Raw genomic sequence first — 15,289 nt, forward strand, 5'->3', positions numbered from 1 at the left:
GCTGTTCCCCCTTCGCTGGATGTGTGTTCCACCCTTGCCGAGCCGCGCCGAAGGCGTCCAATAGCTGTATCGATAACCTGATGGAATGGATGTGGACACGCGGCTCGTCCGCTCCTTCCTCGCCGTCGCCGAGGAGGGCAACCTGACCAGGGCCGCCGAGCGGCTCTACGTGTCCCAGCCCGCGCTGACCAAGCAGATCAAGAGCCTGGAGACGCAGCTCGGCGTGCGGCTGTTCACCCGCTCGCGGGCCGGGATGGCGCTCACCGAGGCGGGGCGGGCGTTGCGCGAGCGGGCGCCCGGCATGCTGGCCGCCTGCGACCAGGCGCTGCGCGAGACGAAGAGCGCCGCGAGCATGGCCGCCCGCGTGCTGAGGGTCGGGTTCCTGGCCAGCGCGGCCAACGAGGCCACGCCGGACATCGTCGCCGCGTTCGGCCGGCTGCGTCCCGGCTGGCGGGTGGAGATGCGACAGGCCGCCTGGTCCGACCCGAGTGCCGGGCTGGCGGACGGCGAGGTGGACGCGGCCCTGCTCCGCCTGCCGTTCCCCGGACAGGAAGCGCTGCGGCACGAGGTGCTGCTTGAGGAGCCGCGCTGGGTCGCGCTGCCCTCCTCCCACCCGCTCGCCGTACGCGCCGAGATCGCCTTCGCCGACCTGTGGGACGAGGCCTTCGTCGCCGCGCCGCAGGAGACCGGCCCGTGGCGCGACTACTGGCTGGCCGCCGACGAGCGCGACGGCCGCCCGCCGCGCGTCGGTGCCACCACCGACCAGCCCGACGCCTGGCTCCAGGCCATCGCCAACGGGTACGGCGTCGCCCTCGCCCCCGCCTCATCGGCCCGCTACTACGCCCGGCCCGGGGTCACCTATCGCCCGGTGACCGGCGTCAGCCCGACCCGGGTCGGCATCGCCTGGCCACCCGCCGCCGACACCGACCCCGTCGTCCAGGACTTCGTACGCTGCTGCCGGGACGCCTGCGGGTAGGGCTCATGCGGCGGGCTTCATGCAGTGGGCAGGCCCATACAGCGCGTAGGGCTCTTTCAGCGGGTGGGGCTCTTTCAGTCGTCGGTGAACTGCTCGGTGGCGGTGCGGCCGGCGCCGGTGGTGCGCTGGAGGAACCCGGCGATGAGCGCGAGCTCGCTGTCGGTGTAGTCCTCGCAGAGCGCGTCCATCTGCGCGTTCATGCCGGAGAAGAGCCGGTAGACCTCCCGGTTGCGTTCGCGGCGGGCCCGCACGGTGATGGCGCGGCGGTCGGGGCCGTCGGGGTCGCGTTCGCGCACGATCCAGCCGCCGCGCTGGAGCCGGTCGAGGATGCCGGTCAGCGTGGCGGGGTGCAGACCGGCCTGGCGCGCCAGCGCGCCGGGGGTGAGCGGGCCGTGCCGGTTGAGCAGGTCGAGGCAGCTCCAGTCGACGTCCTTGAGGTTGACCTGCGCACCGATCTGGCGGTTGAGCAGTGCCAGCTGGATGTTCAGGTCGCGCAGGGACTCCTTGACCGCCCTGACGACCCGCCTCCGCTCACGCGGATCACCTTCTACGAAACTCATATCGTATGACTCTCAAACTATATGTTACGGTTTCCATATGATACGACTTCCGAACGCCACCGTCCTGGTAACCGGAGCCACCGGCATCGTCGGCCGCCCGCTGATCGACCTCCTGCTCGCCCAGGGAGCCAAGGTGCGCGCGGTGACCCGCGACGCGCGCGCCGCCGCCCTGCCCGACGGGGTCGACGTCGTGGAGGGCGACCCGGCCGGCGCCCTGGACGGCGTCTCCAGCCTGTTCCTCAACCCGCGCGCCCTCGGCCTGCACCCCGACCCGCGCGCCGTCACGGCCGCCGCCGACCGGCTGCTGAGCCTGGCCCGCGAGCACGGGGTCGGGCGAGTGGTCACCATGTCCGCCCTGAACGTCGACCACGACCTCGACGAGCAGCCCTCCCGGCTGCGCGGCGAGTACAACAAGGAGACCGAGGCGGCCGTCACGGCCTCCGGCATGGAGTGGACGGCCCTGCGCTCCGGCTACTACGCCGTCAACACGATCGGCTCGTGGGCCACCCAGATCCGCGCCGGTGACACCGTGCGCGGCGCGTACGCCGCGGCGGCATGGGCGCCCCTGCACGAGCGCGACCTCGCCGCCGTGGCCGCGCATGCCCTGCTCACCGGCGACCTGGCCGGCGAACGCCCGGTCCTGACCGGCCCCCGGGCCCTCACCCAGCAGGAGATGATCGAGACCATCGGCGCGGCGATCGGCCGGCCGCTGCGCTTCGAGGAGGTGGCGCCGGAAGCCGCGCGGCAGGGGTTCCTGCGCGCCGGGATACCCGAGGCGCTGGCCGACGGCTTCCTGACCCTGCAGGCCCGCTCCTACCTCCAGCACGACCTGGTCACCGGCGAGGTCGAGAGAATCCTCGGCCGCCCCGGACTCACCTTCACCGAATGGGCTACCGAACACGCCACCGACTTCCACCCATAGCCGCCACAAGACCCAAGAGCCCATAGCCGCCGCCTCAAGAGGCTGTAGCGGCCCCAGAGGGCCATGGACGCCTTGGAGCGGCCTAAAGGCAGGAGGCCCGGGGTACGCCGTGGAGCCGGGAGAGACTGGGGAGACCGGGGAGGCTGGGGAGAGCGGCCAAGGCTGGGAGACCGGGAGGCCGCGGGACCGGGAGACCGGGGAGGGTGGGGAGGCCTTTAGAGGGTGGCGGGGGTGGGTTCGGCTAGGTGGGTGGCCTGGCGTCCTGTCTGGGTCCAGTACCAGCCGAGCGAGCCCGTGAGCCGCGTGGCCAGGCGGGTGTCGCCCAGCAGTTCGGCCGCCTCCCGCGCGCCGCGCAGGTTGGCGCTCTCCACGTCCAGCCGGCTCACCCAGCGGTGCCGGGCGGGACCCGACCTGTACGCCTCGGCGCACTCGGCGAGCTGTGTGTAGTACGTGGCATACCACCGCAGGACGAGGTCGTGCTCGCCCGACTCGCGCAGCCGTTCCATGCCATAGGCGGACACGGACTCCAGCAGCCGGTACCGCCCCCCGGAGCGCACGACCAGCGACCGGTCCACCAGCCGGGCCAGCAGGTCGGCGACGCCGGCCGGGTCGAGGTGGTCGGGCCCGAGCCCGGCCGCCTGCGCCTCTGCGGCCAGTTCGACGTCACCGGGCGGGCCGCCGGGCAGCGGCATGGGCACCGCGCACACCCGTTCCGCCGCCTCCAGCGTGCACCCGCCCACCTGTACGGCCAGCCGCCGCAACACCACGCGCTCCGGCTCGCTGAGCAGGTCCCAGCTCCAGTCGATGGCCGCCTTGAGCGTGCGCTGATGGGCGGGCCCGGCCCGGCGTCCGGCCGACAGCAGCCGGAACCGGTCATCCAGCCGGTCGGCCAGGGCGCGGATGCCCATCGAACGCACCCGGGCCGCCGCCAGCTCCAGGGCCAGCGGGATGCCGTCCAGCCGGCGGCAGATCACCTCGACGGCTTCGGCGTCCCGGGGCGGTAGCGGCGTACCGGGGAGGGCTCGGGTGGTGAACAGGCGCGCGGCGGCGGCGGGGTCCAGCGGCGCGACCTCCCGCACGACCTCGCCCGCGACGCCCAGCGGCTCCCTGCTGGTGGCCAGGACGCGCAGGTCCGGTGCGGCGCGCAGCAGCAGGTCGGCGAGCTTGGCCACGGGCTCGACGACGTGCTCGCAGTTGTCGAGGATCAGCAGCGCCCGCCGTGTACCCAGGGCGGCGGCGAGGTCGCCGTCGTCACGCAGCCCGAGCGCCGCGGCCACCATCCCGGGCACCTCCGGCTCCGAGGAGGCGGACAGCTCCACCAGATGGGCGCCGTCGGGGAAGCCGTCGGACAGGCGGCGGGCGGCTTCCAGAGCCAGGCGGCTCTTGCCCACCCCGCCGCTGCCGGTCAGCGTGACCAGGCGGGCCGAGGCGGGCAGGCCGAGCAGGTCGGCCAGCGCCTTTTCCCTGCCGACGAGTTCGGTCAGCGGCTCGGGCAGGCGGGCGGGCGCGGGCGCCGGGGCGGGCGCGGGGCGGCGGAGGGCGGGGCGCTGTTCGAGGATCGCCTGGTGCAGGGCGGCGAGTTCGGGGGCGGTGTCGAGGCCCAGCTCCTCGCGCTTGCGCTCACGCAGGGCGCGGTAGACCTCCAGGGCGTCGGCCTGCCGTCCCGACCGGTAGAGGGCGCGCATGAGCAGCGCGTGGAAACGCTCCCGCAGCGGGTGCTGGGCGGTGAGCTCGCTCAGCTCGCCGACCAGCGCGGCGTCCTGGCCGAGCGCGAGCCGTACGTCGGCATAGTCCTCGACGGCGGCCAGGCGCTGCTCCTCCAGCCGGAGGGCGGTCCTGTGCACGAGCGGCGAGTCGGCGAAGTCGGCGAACGCGGGCCCGCGCCACCACGCCAGCGCCTCGGCGAGCACGGCGGCCCGCTCGCCGGGCCCGCCGGACGCGAGGCCGGGGCCGCCCGTGGACGGGAAGCGGTCCAGGGTCGCCTGGAAGCGGTGCGCGTCGGTGTCGGCCTCGATCAGGTAGCCGGGCGCGCGGGTGACGACGAGCAGCCTGGCCCCGGGCTCGGCCTCGTCCAGCGCCCGGCGCAGCTGCGACACCTTGGCGCGCAGCGCGGCCAGCGGGTTGCCCGGTGGTTCTGGCCCCCAGAGGCTCTCGATCAGCCGTACCGCCGGAACGACCCGCCCGTTGTGGGCGAGCAGCCCGGCCAGCAGGGCCCGTACCTTGCGCTCGGGCACCCCCACGGCACGGCCGTCGGCGATCACCTCAAGCGGCCCCAACACGGCGAAGCGCATGAAGCTCACCCTAAACACCTCCGAACATTTCCCGAACGTCCGCCCTTGAGGCTGATCACATGACTACTACTGTTCCCCGTACCGGGGCCGGGGCGTGGCTGGGGCTGTCCGTGCTCGCCCTGGCCACGTTGTTGCTCGCTGTGGACAACACCGTTCTGCTGCTGGCTCTGCCCCATCTGGCCGCCGATCTGAATCCCAGCGCCACCGAGCTGCTGTGGATCACCGACGTGTACGGCTTCATGATCGCCGGATTCATCATCACCATGGGCTCGCTCGGCGACCGGATCGGACGGCGCAGGCTGCTGCTGATCGGCTCGGTCATGTTCGGCGCCGCCTCCGCGCTGGCCGCCTACTCCACCTCGACGACCATGCTGATCGTCGCGCGGGTGCTCCTGGGCGTCGCCGGGGCGGCGATCGGGCCGTCGGCGCTGGCGCTGGTGGCCGGGTTGTTCCCGGGGGCCAGGCAGCGGGCCATCGCGATCGGCGTGTTCACCGCGTGCTTCATGGGCGGGGCGGCGGCCGGGCCGGTGATCGGCGGGCTGCTGCTGGAGCACTTCTGGTGGGGGTCGGTGTTCCTGATGGGCGTGCCGATCATGGCGTTGGTCGTGCTTGGCGGGCTCGCCTATCTGCCGGAGACCGGGGGCGGCGGCTCGGCCCGGCTCGACCTGGCCAGCGTTGCCCTGTCGATGGCCGCGCTCCTGCCGCTCGTCTACGGGCTGAAGGAACTGGCCGACGATCCCGGCCAGGTGGTGGCGTACGTGGCCGTTCTGGTCGGGCTGGTGTGCGGCGCGGCGTTCGTACGGCGGCAGCGCACGCTGGCCGAGCCGCTGCTGGACATGAGCCTGTTCGCCAACCGGTCCTTCAGGACGGCGCTGCTGATCCTGGCGCTGGCGATGGTGACGCAGGGCGGCGTGTACCTGTTCGTGAGCCAGCACCTCCAGCTCGTCGAGGGCCTGTCTCCGCTGAGCGCCGGGCTGTGGATGGCGCTGCCCGCGCTCGGTCTGGTCGGCGGCTCGCTCGCGGCACCGGTGATCGCCGGGAGGTTCCGGCCCGGACTGGTGGTCGGGGTGGGGCTCGTGGTGTCGGCGGCCGGCTTCGTCGTGATGGTGGCCGGCGACGGGCTCGTCATGCTCTTCACCGGCGTCACGATCGCCTTCCTCGGCATGGCTCCCGTGGGCGCCCTGGGTCTCGGCCTCATCGTGGGTTCGGCGCCGGAGGAACGGGCCGGGTCCGCCTCGGCCATCGGGGAGTGCGGCGGCGAGCTGGGCATCGCGCTCGGCGTCGCGCTGCTCGGCAGCGTCGGCACCGCCGTCTATGGCGGCCTCGCCACCTCACCGCAGGCGGGCGACTCGCTCAGCGAGGCACTCGACGCCGCCTCCGGCCTCGCTCCCGCGCAGGCCGCCGCCCTGATCGCGGAGGCGCAGAGCGCGTTCACCCAGGGGCTGGTCGTCGTCTCGGTCATCAGCGCGGTGATCGTGCTCGCCCTGGCCGTCTCCTCCCTGACCCTGCTCAGGCACCTACGCCCGATCGGGCAGTCGGGCGACGGCGCGGCGATCCTGCGCGAACCCTGATCCGCTGGCGTTCCCTGTCACATCTCCCGATCGACGTGGAAGCGGAACCACCGAGAAGGAGAAACCCATGAGAAAGATCGTCGCCGGCCTGTTCGTCTCGCTCGACGGAGTGGTGGAGGCGCCGGACAAGTGGCACTTCCCCTACGTCAACGACGAGCTGACCGGGGCCGTCATGGCCCAGCAGCAGGGCGCCGACACCCTGCTGCTCGGCCGGGCCACCTACGAGGTGTTCGCCGCGTCCTGGCCGCACCGCAGCGACCCGATGGCCGACCACCTCAACAACGTCCGCAAGCTGGTCGTCTCCACCACGCTGCCCAGCGCCGACTGGAACAACTCCACCCTGATCAGCGGCGACGCGATCGAGGAGCTGCGCCGGATCAAGGAGGGGCCCGGCGGGAACATCGGCATGACCGGCAGCGTCAAGCTGACCCGCGCCCTGCTCGGCGCGGGTCTCGTCGACGACCTGCACCTGTACGTCCACCCGATCGTGCTGGGCCCGGGGACCCGCCTGTTCGACGAGACGGCGGAACGGCTGCCGCTCAGGCTGGCCGGCTCCGCCACCTTCACCACCGGCGTCGTCCACCTTCACTACCAGCCCGCGTGATCAGCCCGCGTTGCTGATCACGCGCTGCGGAGTCAGCCGGATCACCACGCGGACCGCCTCCTCTGGCAACTCCAGGTACGCCCGCCCGGCGCCCTCGCCCTCGTACTTCTCCGCCAGCTCCACCGCCAGCCGCCGGCCCTCGTCCTCGGTGACCGTCGTCAGGCCGCGGACCTCGACGTACCGGTCGGGGTCCGTGAGCTCGAACACGCTCAGGCTGGCCCGCGGGTCGCGCTCCAGGTTGGTGACCTTGCGCCGGCCCGACTGGGAGGAGATCACGACGTCGTCACCGTCCGTGCCCACCCACACGACGGAGGTCTGCGGACTGCCGTCGGGGTTGAGGGTGGCCAGAATGCCGATGTTGGGAGCGTCGAGGATCTTTCTGGCGGTGTCACTCAGAGACAAGTTCATGACCGGATCACATCACACAGGCACCCGGCGCGGGGATCCCGCACCGGGTGCCTGCCACAAGACGTCAACCGGGAGAACGGCTACCGGCGGCCGGACGTACGGTCATCGTCGTCGTCCTCAGCGCCGTAGTCATCGGCGTAATCGGCATAGCGATCCGCCAGCTCATCGTTGAGGTCGTCGGCGTCGTCGTCGGTCTGGCCGGAGTCTCCGACCCCGAGTTCATCGCGAAGACGTTCAAGATCTGTGCCACCGCTGTTGTACTTCAGCTGGCGAGCAACCTTGACCTGCTTGGCCTTTGCTCGGCCGCGCCCCATTGGCTCGACCCCCTCGTGTGGGGTCGTCCCCGACCCCTCGTCGCTAACGCACCACTCGCTGACGCCGCTGTCTTCGGACGTCAGCCTCTCGTTCGCCTATTACCGTACCTGTTTTGTGCCCAGCTCGGTACGTCGTATGGGCGCGGGGCGTCAGGCGCCCAGCCAAATGCCCCTGATTCGCCCGACTTCCGACATTCTGCGCTCCGCCAGCCTATCGGCTGCCACCGCAGGAGGTACGCCCTCCTCAGCGGCGATTCCGAAGATCTTCAAGGTCGTGTCGTAGATCTTGGCGGCCCTGGACCGCGCGCGGTCCATGTTGAAGCCCTCGATCTCGTCGGCGACCTGGATGACCCCGCCGGAGTTCACCACGTAGTCGGGAGCGTAGAGGATGCCCCGGTCGGCGAGCTGCTTCTCCACGCCGGGGTGGGCGAGCTGGTTGTTGGCGGCGCCGCACACGATCTTGGCACGGAGCGTCTCCACCACCGCGTCGGTCAGCGCGCCGCCCAGGGCGCACGGGGCGAAGACGTCGATGTCGGAGACGGCCATGGCGGCGGCGTCTGCCACCACCTCGACCTCCGGATGGCGCTGGCGCACCCGCTCGATCGCCTCCTGGCTGACGTCGCAGACGACCACCTCGGCGCCGTCCTCGCGCAACAGGTCGACGAGCCGGTGACCGACCTTGCCCACGCCCTCGACGCCGACCCGCCTGCCGTGCAGGGACGGCGTGCCGTAGACCCGCTCGGCCGAGGCGCGCATGCCCTGGAAGACGCCGAACGAGGTGAGGATCGAAGAGTCTCCGGCGCCGCCGTGCTCCACGGTGCGGCCGGTGACGAAACGCGACTCCCTGGCGACGATGTCCATGTCGGGGCTGTAGGTGCCCACGTCGCAGGCGGTGATGTAACGTCCGCCGAGCGACTGGATGAAGCGGCCGTAGGCCCGTAGCAGAGGCTCGGACTTCTGTGTCGCGGGGTCGCCGATGATGACGGCCTTGCCGCCGCCGTGGTCGAGGCCGGCGAGGGCGTTCTTGTACGCCATGCCCTTGGCCAGGTTGAGCACGTCGGCCAGCGCGGCCGCCTCACTCTCGTAGGGGTAGAAACGTGTACCCCCGAGTGCGGGCCCGAGCTGGGTGTTGTGGATCGCGATGATCGCGCGGAGGCCGCTCTGCTCGTCGGCGCAGAAGACGACCTGTTCGTGTACGTCCTTGTGGGACGTGCCGAAGACGTCGGTCACGGTAGTGACTCCCTGTCCGGTTCCGCCGCATCTTCGCGGCGGAGATCACCTCTCAGGGTAGTGGCAGCAACGGTGCAAGCAGGCTGTCTTCATGACACGATGCCTTCCGTGCTGCCCTACGCCGCGTACCTCCGCGTCTATGAGCCGCTGACCGCCTTCAGCGAGTCTGAGCGGAAGGTCTGGGCCGAATACGCCGAGTCGCGTGACCGCCCCCGCCGGGCGAACGCGCTGCAGGCCGAGCACGGCGAGTCCGTCCGGCGCCTGCTCGGCATGCCGCCGAACCCCGCACCGGCCCAGGAGAGCCCCAACGCCTATTTGCGCCGCGTTGAGGATCGTCTCTATGTCTGCCCCTGGCAGACGCGGCTGCGCTCGTGGCTGGCGTTCTCACGGCTGCGCGGGACGGTTCCCGTGAAGATGATGGACCGATTGGTCCCGAAGACGATCGCCGAGCAGACGGCCGACGACTTCGACCGGTTCAAGCGCACGGGCGGCTCCTCGGTGCTGCGCACCCACATCAGGACCACGACCTGGCACGTGCCACCGGCGTGGTTCATCCCCTTCGACGGCAACGAGCGGTGGCTGGTGCTGGGCTCGACGCCGCCCAAGGGCCAGGACCTCACCACCACGACCGGCCGCAACCTCATCTACGTGACCTCCATGGCGCAGGCCAGGCGGCGCTCGGCCAAGGCGCTCCAGGTGCTGCGCAAGCATCTGGGGGACGTGGCGGCGGGTCTGGACGTGGAGGACGTGGCCCGCTGGCTGGAGGAGTTCCATCCGCACTCGCTGGTGGAGCTCGACTACGGCGGCCTCGTCCATCTGATGGACGACGACGCGCTCCAGGCGGACCAGTCTGTAGCGGAGCTTTCTGCGGCTTTGACCGGATTGGACACGGGTCAAGAAGAACTTGCGTTCGCGATGTATCAGCGGGTGATCTTGCGCTGGAAGTCAATGCAACTTCTGGAATCTGCCAACTGAACCCCATACAGGGGTCCTGACCAGCAAGAGCACGGCATGAGTGGGTCACGTGTCACGCCTGCTGGCTTCTGCGAACTGAGTAGTTTGCCGTTTTCACTGCGATACCACGAAACGTGTCGCTAGAATCACCGAGCGTGACATCGCCATGTGGGCGGGCAGTTGGGTCAAAGAAGGGCTCGCCAATCGCTCTGCGTGGCGGTATGGTCACTTCGGGTGATGCCGCATATGGCTCAGAAAAGCCGCACGCTCTGGGCTATAGGGGGACATCCGTGACACGCGCAAAGGCAGTCGCAGGGATCGCAGATGCCGGTCCACACGGAGGAGAGGCCGCACAAATGTCAGCTCGTACACCCGAGGCCGAGCCACTGCTCACGCCCGCCGAGGTCGCGACCATGTTCAGGGTCGACCCCAAGACCGTTACCCGGTGGGCCAAGGCGGGCAAGTTGACGTCGATTCGCACCCTCGGCGGTCACCGGCGATACCGGGAGACCGAGGTCCGCGCGCTGCTGGCGGGGATTCCGCAGCAGCGCTCGGAGTAACTCCGAGGTCGTCACGGACCTATAGGGGGGTTTCACGGTGGGCCAGGGTCTCCGGCCCGGTCCACCCGCGTGACGACGTCATGTCGCCCCGCGCGTCGGGGGACGCATACGGGAGTTGGCGCCGCCCGCCCGGCGCCATCCTTCCCACTCCTGGGCGGCCCGCTCTCCTGGCGCGAGAGCCGGGCGAGAGAGCCGGGCGAGAGAGCCGGGCGAGAGAGCCGGGCGAGAGAGCCGGGCGAGAGAGCCGGGCGCGACCGCCCGTTCAGGCGGGGAACTGCTGGTGGGCCAGGCCCTCGAAGAGGGTGCGCACCTCGCGGTCGTAGTTCGCCGCGACGCCGAGCAAGGCGATCATGTGGTCCACGAGCATCTTCTCCAGCACGGGACGCTCGATGTCGCGGTGCTCCAGCCAGTCGAGCCCGGCCGTCTCCACCGAGGCGATCCACGACACGATCGTGGTGCGCAGCACCGGCGAGGGCTGCTCGACGCGCATCTGCTTCTGGATGAGGCGGAACAACCGCTGCCGGACCCCGTCGACGATCTCGCCGACCTCGCCGGCCCGGTTGGCCGGCCCGCCGCGCAGCAGCGCGGCGAACCCGGGCGCGTGCTCTTCCACGAAGTCGAAGTAGCGCCTGAGCCCGGCGGCCAGCTCGTCGAGCGGCCTGCCGCCCTCCTGCGGCCGAAGCCGGGACTCCAACTGTTGTGCCGCGCTTTTCAGCGCGGCGACATAGAGCTCCTGCTTGCCGCCGAAATAGTGGTACACGAGCGCCCGTGAGGCGCCCGCGGCGCTGGCCACGTCGTCGATGGAGACGTCTTCCGCATCGCGCTTACTGAACAGCTCAAGCGCCGCAGCCATGAGCTCTTCGCGACGCCGGTCGACGCTGAGCCTGCGCCGTGCAGGGCGCGCTGCTTCGGCGGAGGACTTCCCGGGTGTCACACCTGCACAGTATCCGACTCCATGCCCAATAACGGCCGCCTGCCGTCCGGGTCAACATCAGGCTTACCTCATGAAAGCCGTACCCTGCGGCGAACTCGATCGTTCTGTGAGGCAGGTGCCCGTATCCGCATCGCGGGGGAGACACATGTCAGGACCGCCCGTCAACACGACCGTCGCCGAGGTAGACACCCTGCCCCGGCCCAGGCCAACCATCCGCAACGTCGCCGAGCGAGCAGGCGTCTCGAAATCGCTCGTCTCACTCGTGCTGCGTGGGTCGCCCCACGTGAGCGAGCATCGGCGACAGGCGGTGCTAGCCGCCGCACGCGAGCTCGGCTACCGCCCCAATGCCGTGGCGCGCAGCCTCGTCGAAGGCCGTACCCATCTCGTCGGCGCGCTCGTCGCCGACCTACACAACCCGTTCTACGCCGAGTTCCTGGACGGTCTCCAGGAAAGTCTGCACGGCGACGGGCTACGCATGCTGATCGGCAACAGCCAGTGGGACCCCGCGTTCGAGGACGAAGCGGTGGAAGCCTTCCTGGAGCTCCGGGTCGACGGCCTGGTGCTCTTAGGCATAGCCCCGACCAGCGAAACCCTCATCGAGGCGACCTCCTACACGCCCACGGTCGTCGTAGGGGAACGTGACATCGAGCTCGACGGCGTCGACATCGTGGTCGACGACGATCAGCTCGGCGCCCGGCTGGCCATCGACCACCTGGTCGAACACGGCCACAAGCGCATCGCCCACATCGAGGGCAACCGCTCCTCGCGCTGCGAGGGGTATCTGGTCGCGATGCGGCGGCACGCGCTGGCGCCGTACATCATGGTCGAGCACGCCGAGTGCTCGGAGGAAAGCGGCAGGGAGGCGGCGACGGCGCTGCTGACCCGTGAGCCGCGACCCACCGCGATCTTCGCGGCCAATGACATGGTCGCGCTGGGTGTCATGTCGGCGGCGGTGGATCTGGGGCTGCGCATCCCCGAGGATCTGTCGGTGATCGGCTACGACAACACGCATCTCGCGGCCTCACGCCACATCTCACTCACCTCGGTCGACCAGCCCAGACGTACGATGGGCCGCTCGGCCGCCGCCCTGCTCAGCGACCGCATCGGCGACCCCGCGAAGGCCTCCCGGCTGCGCGAGGTCACCCCAGAGCTGATCGTACGGCGGAGCACGGGACCGGCCTAAAGAGCTACCCAAGGGCTGGTCAATCCCGGATGCCATGGCGAGTCTCCCCGCTTTACTCGTCAGCGTCATGGCGTCATTTCCGGGGGGAACAGTCATGCGTGATCCAGAACTGGTGTCCTGTGCCCAGCGCGCGGCGGCCGAGCTCGAACGCGCCTGGGCACACTGGCGCGCCGGCAGGGGCAGGGGGAGCGACGTCGGCGCCGAGTCCGTGGCCAGTTACGTCGCCCACTCCCTCGACCATCCGTGGGGCCGCCCGCGCGTGGTTCTCGGCCTCGACGCGGAGGACGCGAGGGACCTCGCGGCCCTCCTCCAGCGGCAGGAAGTGGGGGAACACGTCTGGTGAGACCGGATCGTGACGTACCTTGGAGCTCATGCGTGCTCTACCTGCCACCGTTCTCGCCCTGCTCGGCCTGACCGCCGCCGCTTGTGGCGGCGTCGCCAACAGTGACGCCGCGGGCGGTCAGGACCTGGCCGTGTCGGCACAACCACAGCAACCCGCGCGGGCCGCGACCACCGAGGCCAGGAAGCCGCTCGACGGCAAGGTCATCGTCATCGACCCCGGCCACAACGGCGGCAACTTCCGCGACCCCAAGGCCGTCAACCGCAAGGTGAACGTGCTGACCAAGTGGAAGGCCTGCGACACCACCGGTACGGAGACCGCCGACCGCTACACCGAGGCGGCCTTCACCTGGGACGTGTCCAACCGCCTGGTCAAGATCCTCAAGCAGCGCGGCGCGAGCGTGAAGCTGACCAGGGCCGACAACGACAGCGTGGGCCCGTGCATCACCGAGCGCGCGGCGATCGGGAACAAGGCCAAGGCCGACGCCGCGCTCTCGGTGCACGCCGACGGCTCCTCGCCGGGCAACAAGGGCTTCCACGTGATCATGCCCGAGAAGATCAACGGGCCGGTGGACCCGGTGGTGGGCGACTCCAAGAAGCTCGGCCTCGCGGTACGGCAGGCGTTCAAGACCGGCACGGGCCTGCCGTACTCGACCTACATCGGCAAGGACGCCCTCGACTTCCGCGACGACCTCGGCGGGCTCAACCTCTCGACGGTGCCGAAGATCTTCGTCGAGTGCGGGAACATGAAGAACGCCGGCGAGGCGGCGAAGTTCCGCGACCCCGAGTTCCGGCAGCGCATCGCGTTGGCGTTGGCCAACGGGTTGCAGCAGTATCTCAAGGCATGATCCCTCGCCCCAATCTGCTCAGCCAGCTGTCCGGCTCCTACGAGCTGACCACGGGCGCCGTGGTGTCCGGCCCCGCCGACCTGGTCGAGGCGGTACGCCTGGCGCTGCCCGTCCTCGACCTGCGGCCGGGTGACTCCGGCGCCGTCGACATCCGGCTCGACCCGGCCCTGGGGCCCGAGTCGTACCGGCTGACGGCCGGCTCGCGGGGCGTCGAGATCTCGGCCGGCGACCGGGCGGGGGCGTTCTACGCCGGGCAGTCGCTGCACCAGTTGCTGCCCGACGCCTCCTACCGGCATACGCCGGGGGCGGAGTGGCGGGTGCCCGGCGTGCGGATCGAGGACGCGCCGCGCTACTCCTGGCGCGGCCTGCACGTGGACGTGGCACGGCACTTCTTCCCCAAGCGGGAGATCCTGCGCGTCGTCGACCTGATGGCCGTGCACAAGCTGAACCGGCTCCACCTCCACCTGGTCGACGACCAGGGCTGGCGGGTGGAGAGCCGGGCCTTCCCGCGCCTGCACGAGGTGGCCTCGCACCGCCCGCGCACCGCGACGCATCACTACCGGGAGCCCGAGTCGTTCGACGACCTCCCGCACGGCGGCTACTACACGCTGGACGATCTCGCGGAGATCGCCGGGTACGCGCGGGCGCGGGCGGTCACGATCGTGCCGGAGATCGACGTGCCGGGTCACGCGTCGGCGATCCTGGCCGCCTACCCCGAGTTCGGGGCCACGGGCGAGCCGGTCGAGGTGCTGGAGCGGTGGGGCATCTCCCCCGCGATCCTGTCGCCGCTGCCGGCGACGGTCGGCTTCCTGACCACGATCTTCGACGAACTGCTGGGCGCGCTGGGCGAGACGCCGTACGTGCACGTCGGCGGGGACGAGGTCGTCCTCGACCAGTGGGACGCCTCCCCCGAGATCACCGCCTACGCGCGGGAGCTGGGGCTGGAGTCGGTGGCGGCGCTGCACGCGTGGTTCCTGCGGCGGCTGGCGGACGTGCTGGCCGAGCGGGGCACGCGGGCCGTGGTGTGGGACGAGGCGTTCGTCGCCGGTGACCTGCGGCCGGACACGCTCGTCATGCCGTGGCGCGGCATGCCGGTCGGCCGGCGGGCCGCTGCGGCCGGCCACGACGTGGTGGCCACGCCGGTCTTCCCGCTGTACTTCGACTACGCCGAGGCCGCCTCGTCCGACGAGCCGATGGCGATCGGCGACGCGGTCACCGTCGCGGACGTGGCCGCCTTCGACCCCGCGCCGGCCACCTGGTCGCTCGCCGAGCGCAGGCACGTGCTCGGGCTCCAGGCACAGCTGTGGAGCGAGCGCATCCCGGACGCCCGCACGCTGGACTACAAGGCGTGGCCCCGGGCGTGCGCGCTGGCCGAGGTGGGCTGGTCGGGCGCTGCGGGTCCCGATTTCCCCGAACGGCTCCGCGCCCACCTGGGGCGGCTGGACGCGCTCGGGGTGGAGTACCGGCCGCTGGAGGGGCCGAGGCCGTGGCAGCGCCGCCGTCCCCACCGGCCGGGCGTGGTCTCGGTGGCCGAGGTCATGAACCACGTGGAACAGATGGCCGAGAGCGCCACCTCGACCCGGCCCAGCATGTGA

Annotated in this window: 16 protein-coding genes; 10 read left to right on the plus strand and 6 right to left on the minus strand. The window is 71.0% G+C overall.

The genetic code is table 11. The annotated features are described in order from the left end of the window. Positions 1-85 precede the first annotated feature (85 nt). Positions 86-976: a LysR family transcriptional regulator gene (locus ACFWY5_RS31030; protein WP_379636160.1), complete on the plus strand. Its 891-nt coding sequence runs from the start codon at positions 86-88 to the stop codon at positions 974-976. A gap of 74 nt (positions 977-1,050) precedes the next feature. On the opposite strand, the gene ACFWY5_RS31035 is transcribed toward ACFWY5_RS31030, so the two are convergent. Continuing rightward, on the minus strand, positions 1,051-1,536 hold the full coding sequence (locus ACFWY5_RS31035; protein ID WP_379636162.1) for a MarR family winged helix-turn-helix transcriptional regulator: 486 nt from the start codon (positions 1,534-1,536) through the stop codon (positions 1,051-1,053). A gap of 37 nt (positions 1,537-1,573) precedes the next feature. Here ACFWY5_RS31035 and ACFWY5_RS31040 point away from each other — a divergent pair, with 37 nt between their 5' ends. Then, a complete protein-coding gene (locus ACFWY5_RS31040) occupies positions 1,574-2,458 on the plus strand; it encodes an NAD(P)H-binding protein (RefSeq protein WP_379614044.1) in 885 nt (294 codons plus the stop codon). A 215-nt stretch (positions 2,459-2,673) separates the two neighbouring features. On the opposite strand, the gene ACFWY5_RS31045 is transcribed toward ACFWY5_RS31040, so the two are convergent. Then, positions 2,674-4,749 carry a BTAD domain-containing putative transcriptional regulator gene (locus tag ACFWY5_RS31045; protein ID WP_379636164.1) on the minus strand — a complete coding sequence of 692 codons (2,076 nt, stop codon included), beginning with the start codon at positions 4,747-4,749 and terminating at the stop codon, positions 2,674-2,676. A gap of 59 nt (positions 4,750-4,808) precedes the next feature. Here ACFWY5_RS31045 and ACFWY5_RS31050 point away from each other — a divergent pair, with 59 nt between their 5' ends. Next, complete coding sequence (locus tag ACFWY5_RS31050) at positions 4,809-6,320, plus strand: MFS transporter (RefSeq protein WP_379636166.1); 1,512 nt, start codon at positions 4,809-4,811, stop codon at positions 6,318-6,320. Positions 6,321-6,387: 67 nt separating this feature from the next. Continuing rightward, positions 6,388-6,924, plus strand: a complete 537-nt coding sequence (locus ACFWY5_RS31055) for a dihydrofolate reductase family protein (protein WP_379636168.1) — start codon at positions 6,388-6,390, stop codon at positions 6,922-6,924. Here ACFWY5_RS31055 and ACFWY5_RS31060 read toward each other — a convergent pair whose 3' ends face one another. The 3 genes from ACFWY5_RS31060 to ACFWY5_RS31070 all read right to left on the minus strand — a co-directional run bounded on the left by ACFWY5_RS31060 (position 6,925) and on the right by ACFWY5_RS31070 (position 8,876). Next, entirely contained in the window at positions 6,925-7,332 is a 408-nt protein-coding gene (locus tag ACFWY5_RS31060) for a PPOX class F420-dependent oxidoreductase (RefSeq protein ID WP_379614052.1), read from the minus strand. Between the two features lie 80 nt (positions 7,333-7,412). Then, positions 7,413-7,646 (minus strand): DUF3073 domain-containing protein, encoded by a 234-nt coding sequence (locus ACFWY5_RS31065; protein ID WP_379614054.1) that lies wholly within the window; start codon positions 7,644-7,646, stop codon positions 7,413-7,415. A 150-nt stretch (positions 7,647-7,796) separates the two neighbouring features. Next, positions 7,797-8,876 carry a Leu/Phe/Val dehydrogenase gene (locus ACFWY5_RS31070; protein WP_379614056.1) on the minus strand — a complete coding sequence of 360 codons (1,080 nt, stop codon included), beginning with the start codon at positions 8,874-8,876 and terminating at the stop codon, positions 7,797-7,799. A gap of 108 nt (positions 8,877-8,984) precedes the next feature. Here ACFWY5_RS31070 and ACFWY5_RS31075 point away from each other — a divergent pair, with 108 nt between their 5' ends. Then, positions 8,985-9,851, plus strand: a complete 867-nt coding sequence (locus tag ACFWY5_RS31075) for a hypothetical protein (protein WP_379614342.1) — start codon at positions 8,985-8,987, stop codon at positions 9,849-9,851. Positions 9,852-10,186: 335 nt separating this feature from the next. Continuing rightward, positions 10,187-10,390: a developmental transcriptional regulator BldC gene (gene bldC, locus ACFWY5_RS31080; RefSeq protein WP_013133571.1), complete on the plus strand. Its 204-nt coding sequence runs from the start codon at positions 10,187-10,189 to the stop codon at positions 10,388-10,390. Positions 10,391-10,652: 262 nt separating this feature from the next. Here bldC and ACFWY5_RS31085 read toward each other — a convergent pair whose 3' ends face one another. Beyond that, the gene (locus tag ACFWY5_RS31085) at positions 10,653-11,243 is read right to left on the minus strand and encodes a TetR/AcrR family transcriptional regulator (protein ID WP_379636170.1); all 591 of its coding nucleotides are present in this window, start codon (positions 11,241-11,243) and stop codon (positions 10,653-10,655) included. 226 nt (positions 11,244-11,469) lie between these two features. Between ACFWY5_RS31085 and ACFWY5_RS31090 the strand changes: the two genes are divergently transcribed. The 4 genes from ACFWY5_RS31090 (at position 11,470) to ACFWY5_RS31105 (ending at position 15,289) form a co-directional block, all read left to right on the plus strand. Continuing rightward, the gene (locus tag ACFWY5_RS31090; RefSeq protein ID WP_379614060.1) at positions 11,470-12,507 is read left to right on the plus strand and encodes a LacI family DNA-binding transcriptional regulator; all 1,038 of its coding nucleotides are present in this window, start codon (positions 11,470-11,472) and stop codon (positions 12,505-12,507) included. A 94-nt stretch (positions 12,508-12,601) separates the two neighbouring features. Beyond that, entirely contained in the window at positions 12,602-12,850 is a 249-nt protein-coding gene (locus ACFWY5_RS31095; RefSeq protein ID WP_379614062.1) for a hypothetical protein, read from the plus strand. A gap of 28 nt (positions 12,851-12,878) precedes the next feature. After that, the gene (locus ACFWY5_RS31100) at positions 12,879-13,694 is read left to right on the plus strand and encodes an N-acetylmuramoyl-L-alanine amidase (RefSeq protein WP_379636172.1); all 816 of its coding nucleotides are present in this window, start codon (positions 12,879-12,881) and stop codon (positions 13,692-13,694) included. Beyond that, complete coding sequence (locus ACFWY5_RS31105; protein WP_379636174.1) at positions 13,691-15,289, plus strand: beta-N-acetylhexosaminidase; 1,599 nt, start codon at positions 13,691-13,693, stop codon at positions 15,287-15,289. The genes ACFWY5_RS31100 and ACFWY5_RS31105 overlap by 4 nt, the downstream gene beginning before the upstream one ends.

The sequence above is a fragment of the Nonomuraea sp. NPDC059007 genome (genome assembly GCF_042740555.1).
Lineage (GTDB): Bacteria > Actinomycetota > Actinomycetes > Streptosporangiales > Streptosporangiaceae > Nonomuraea.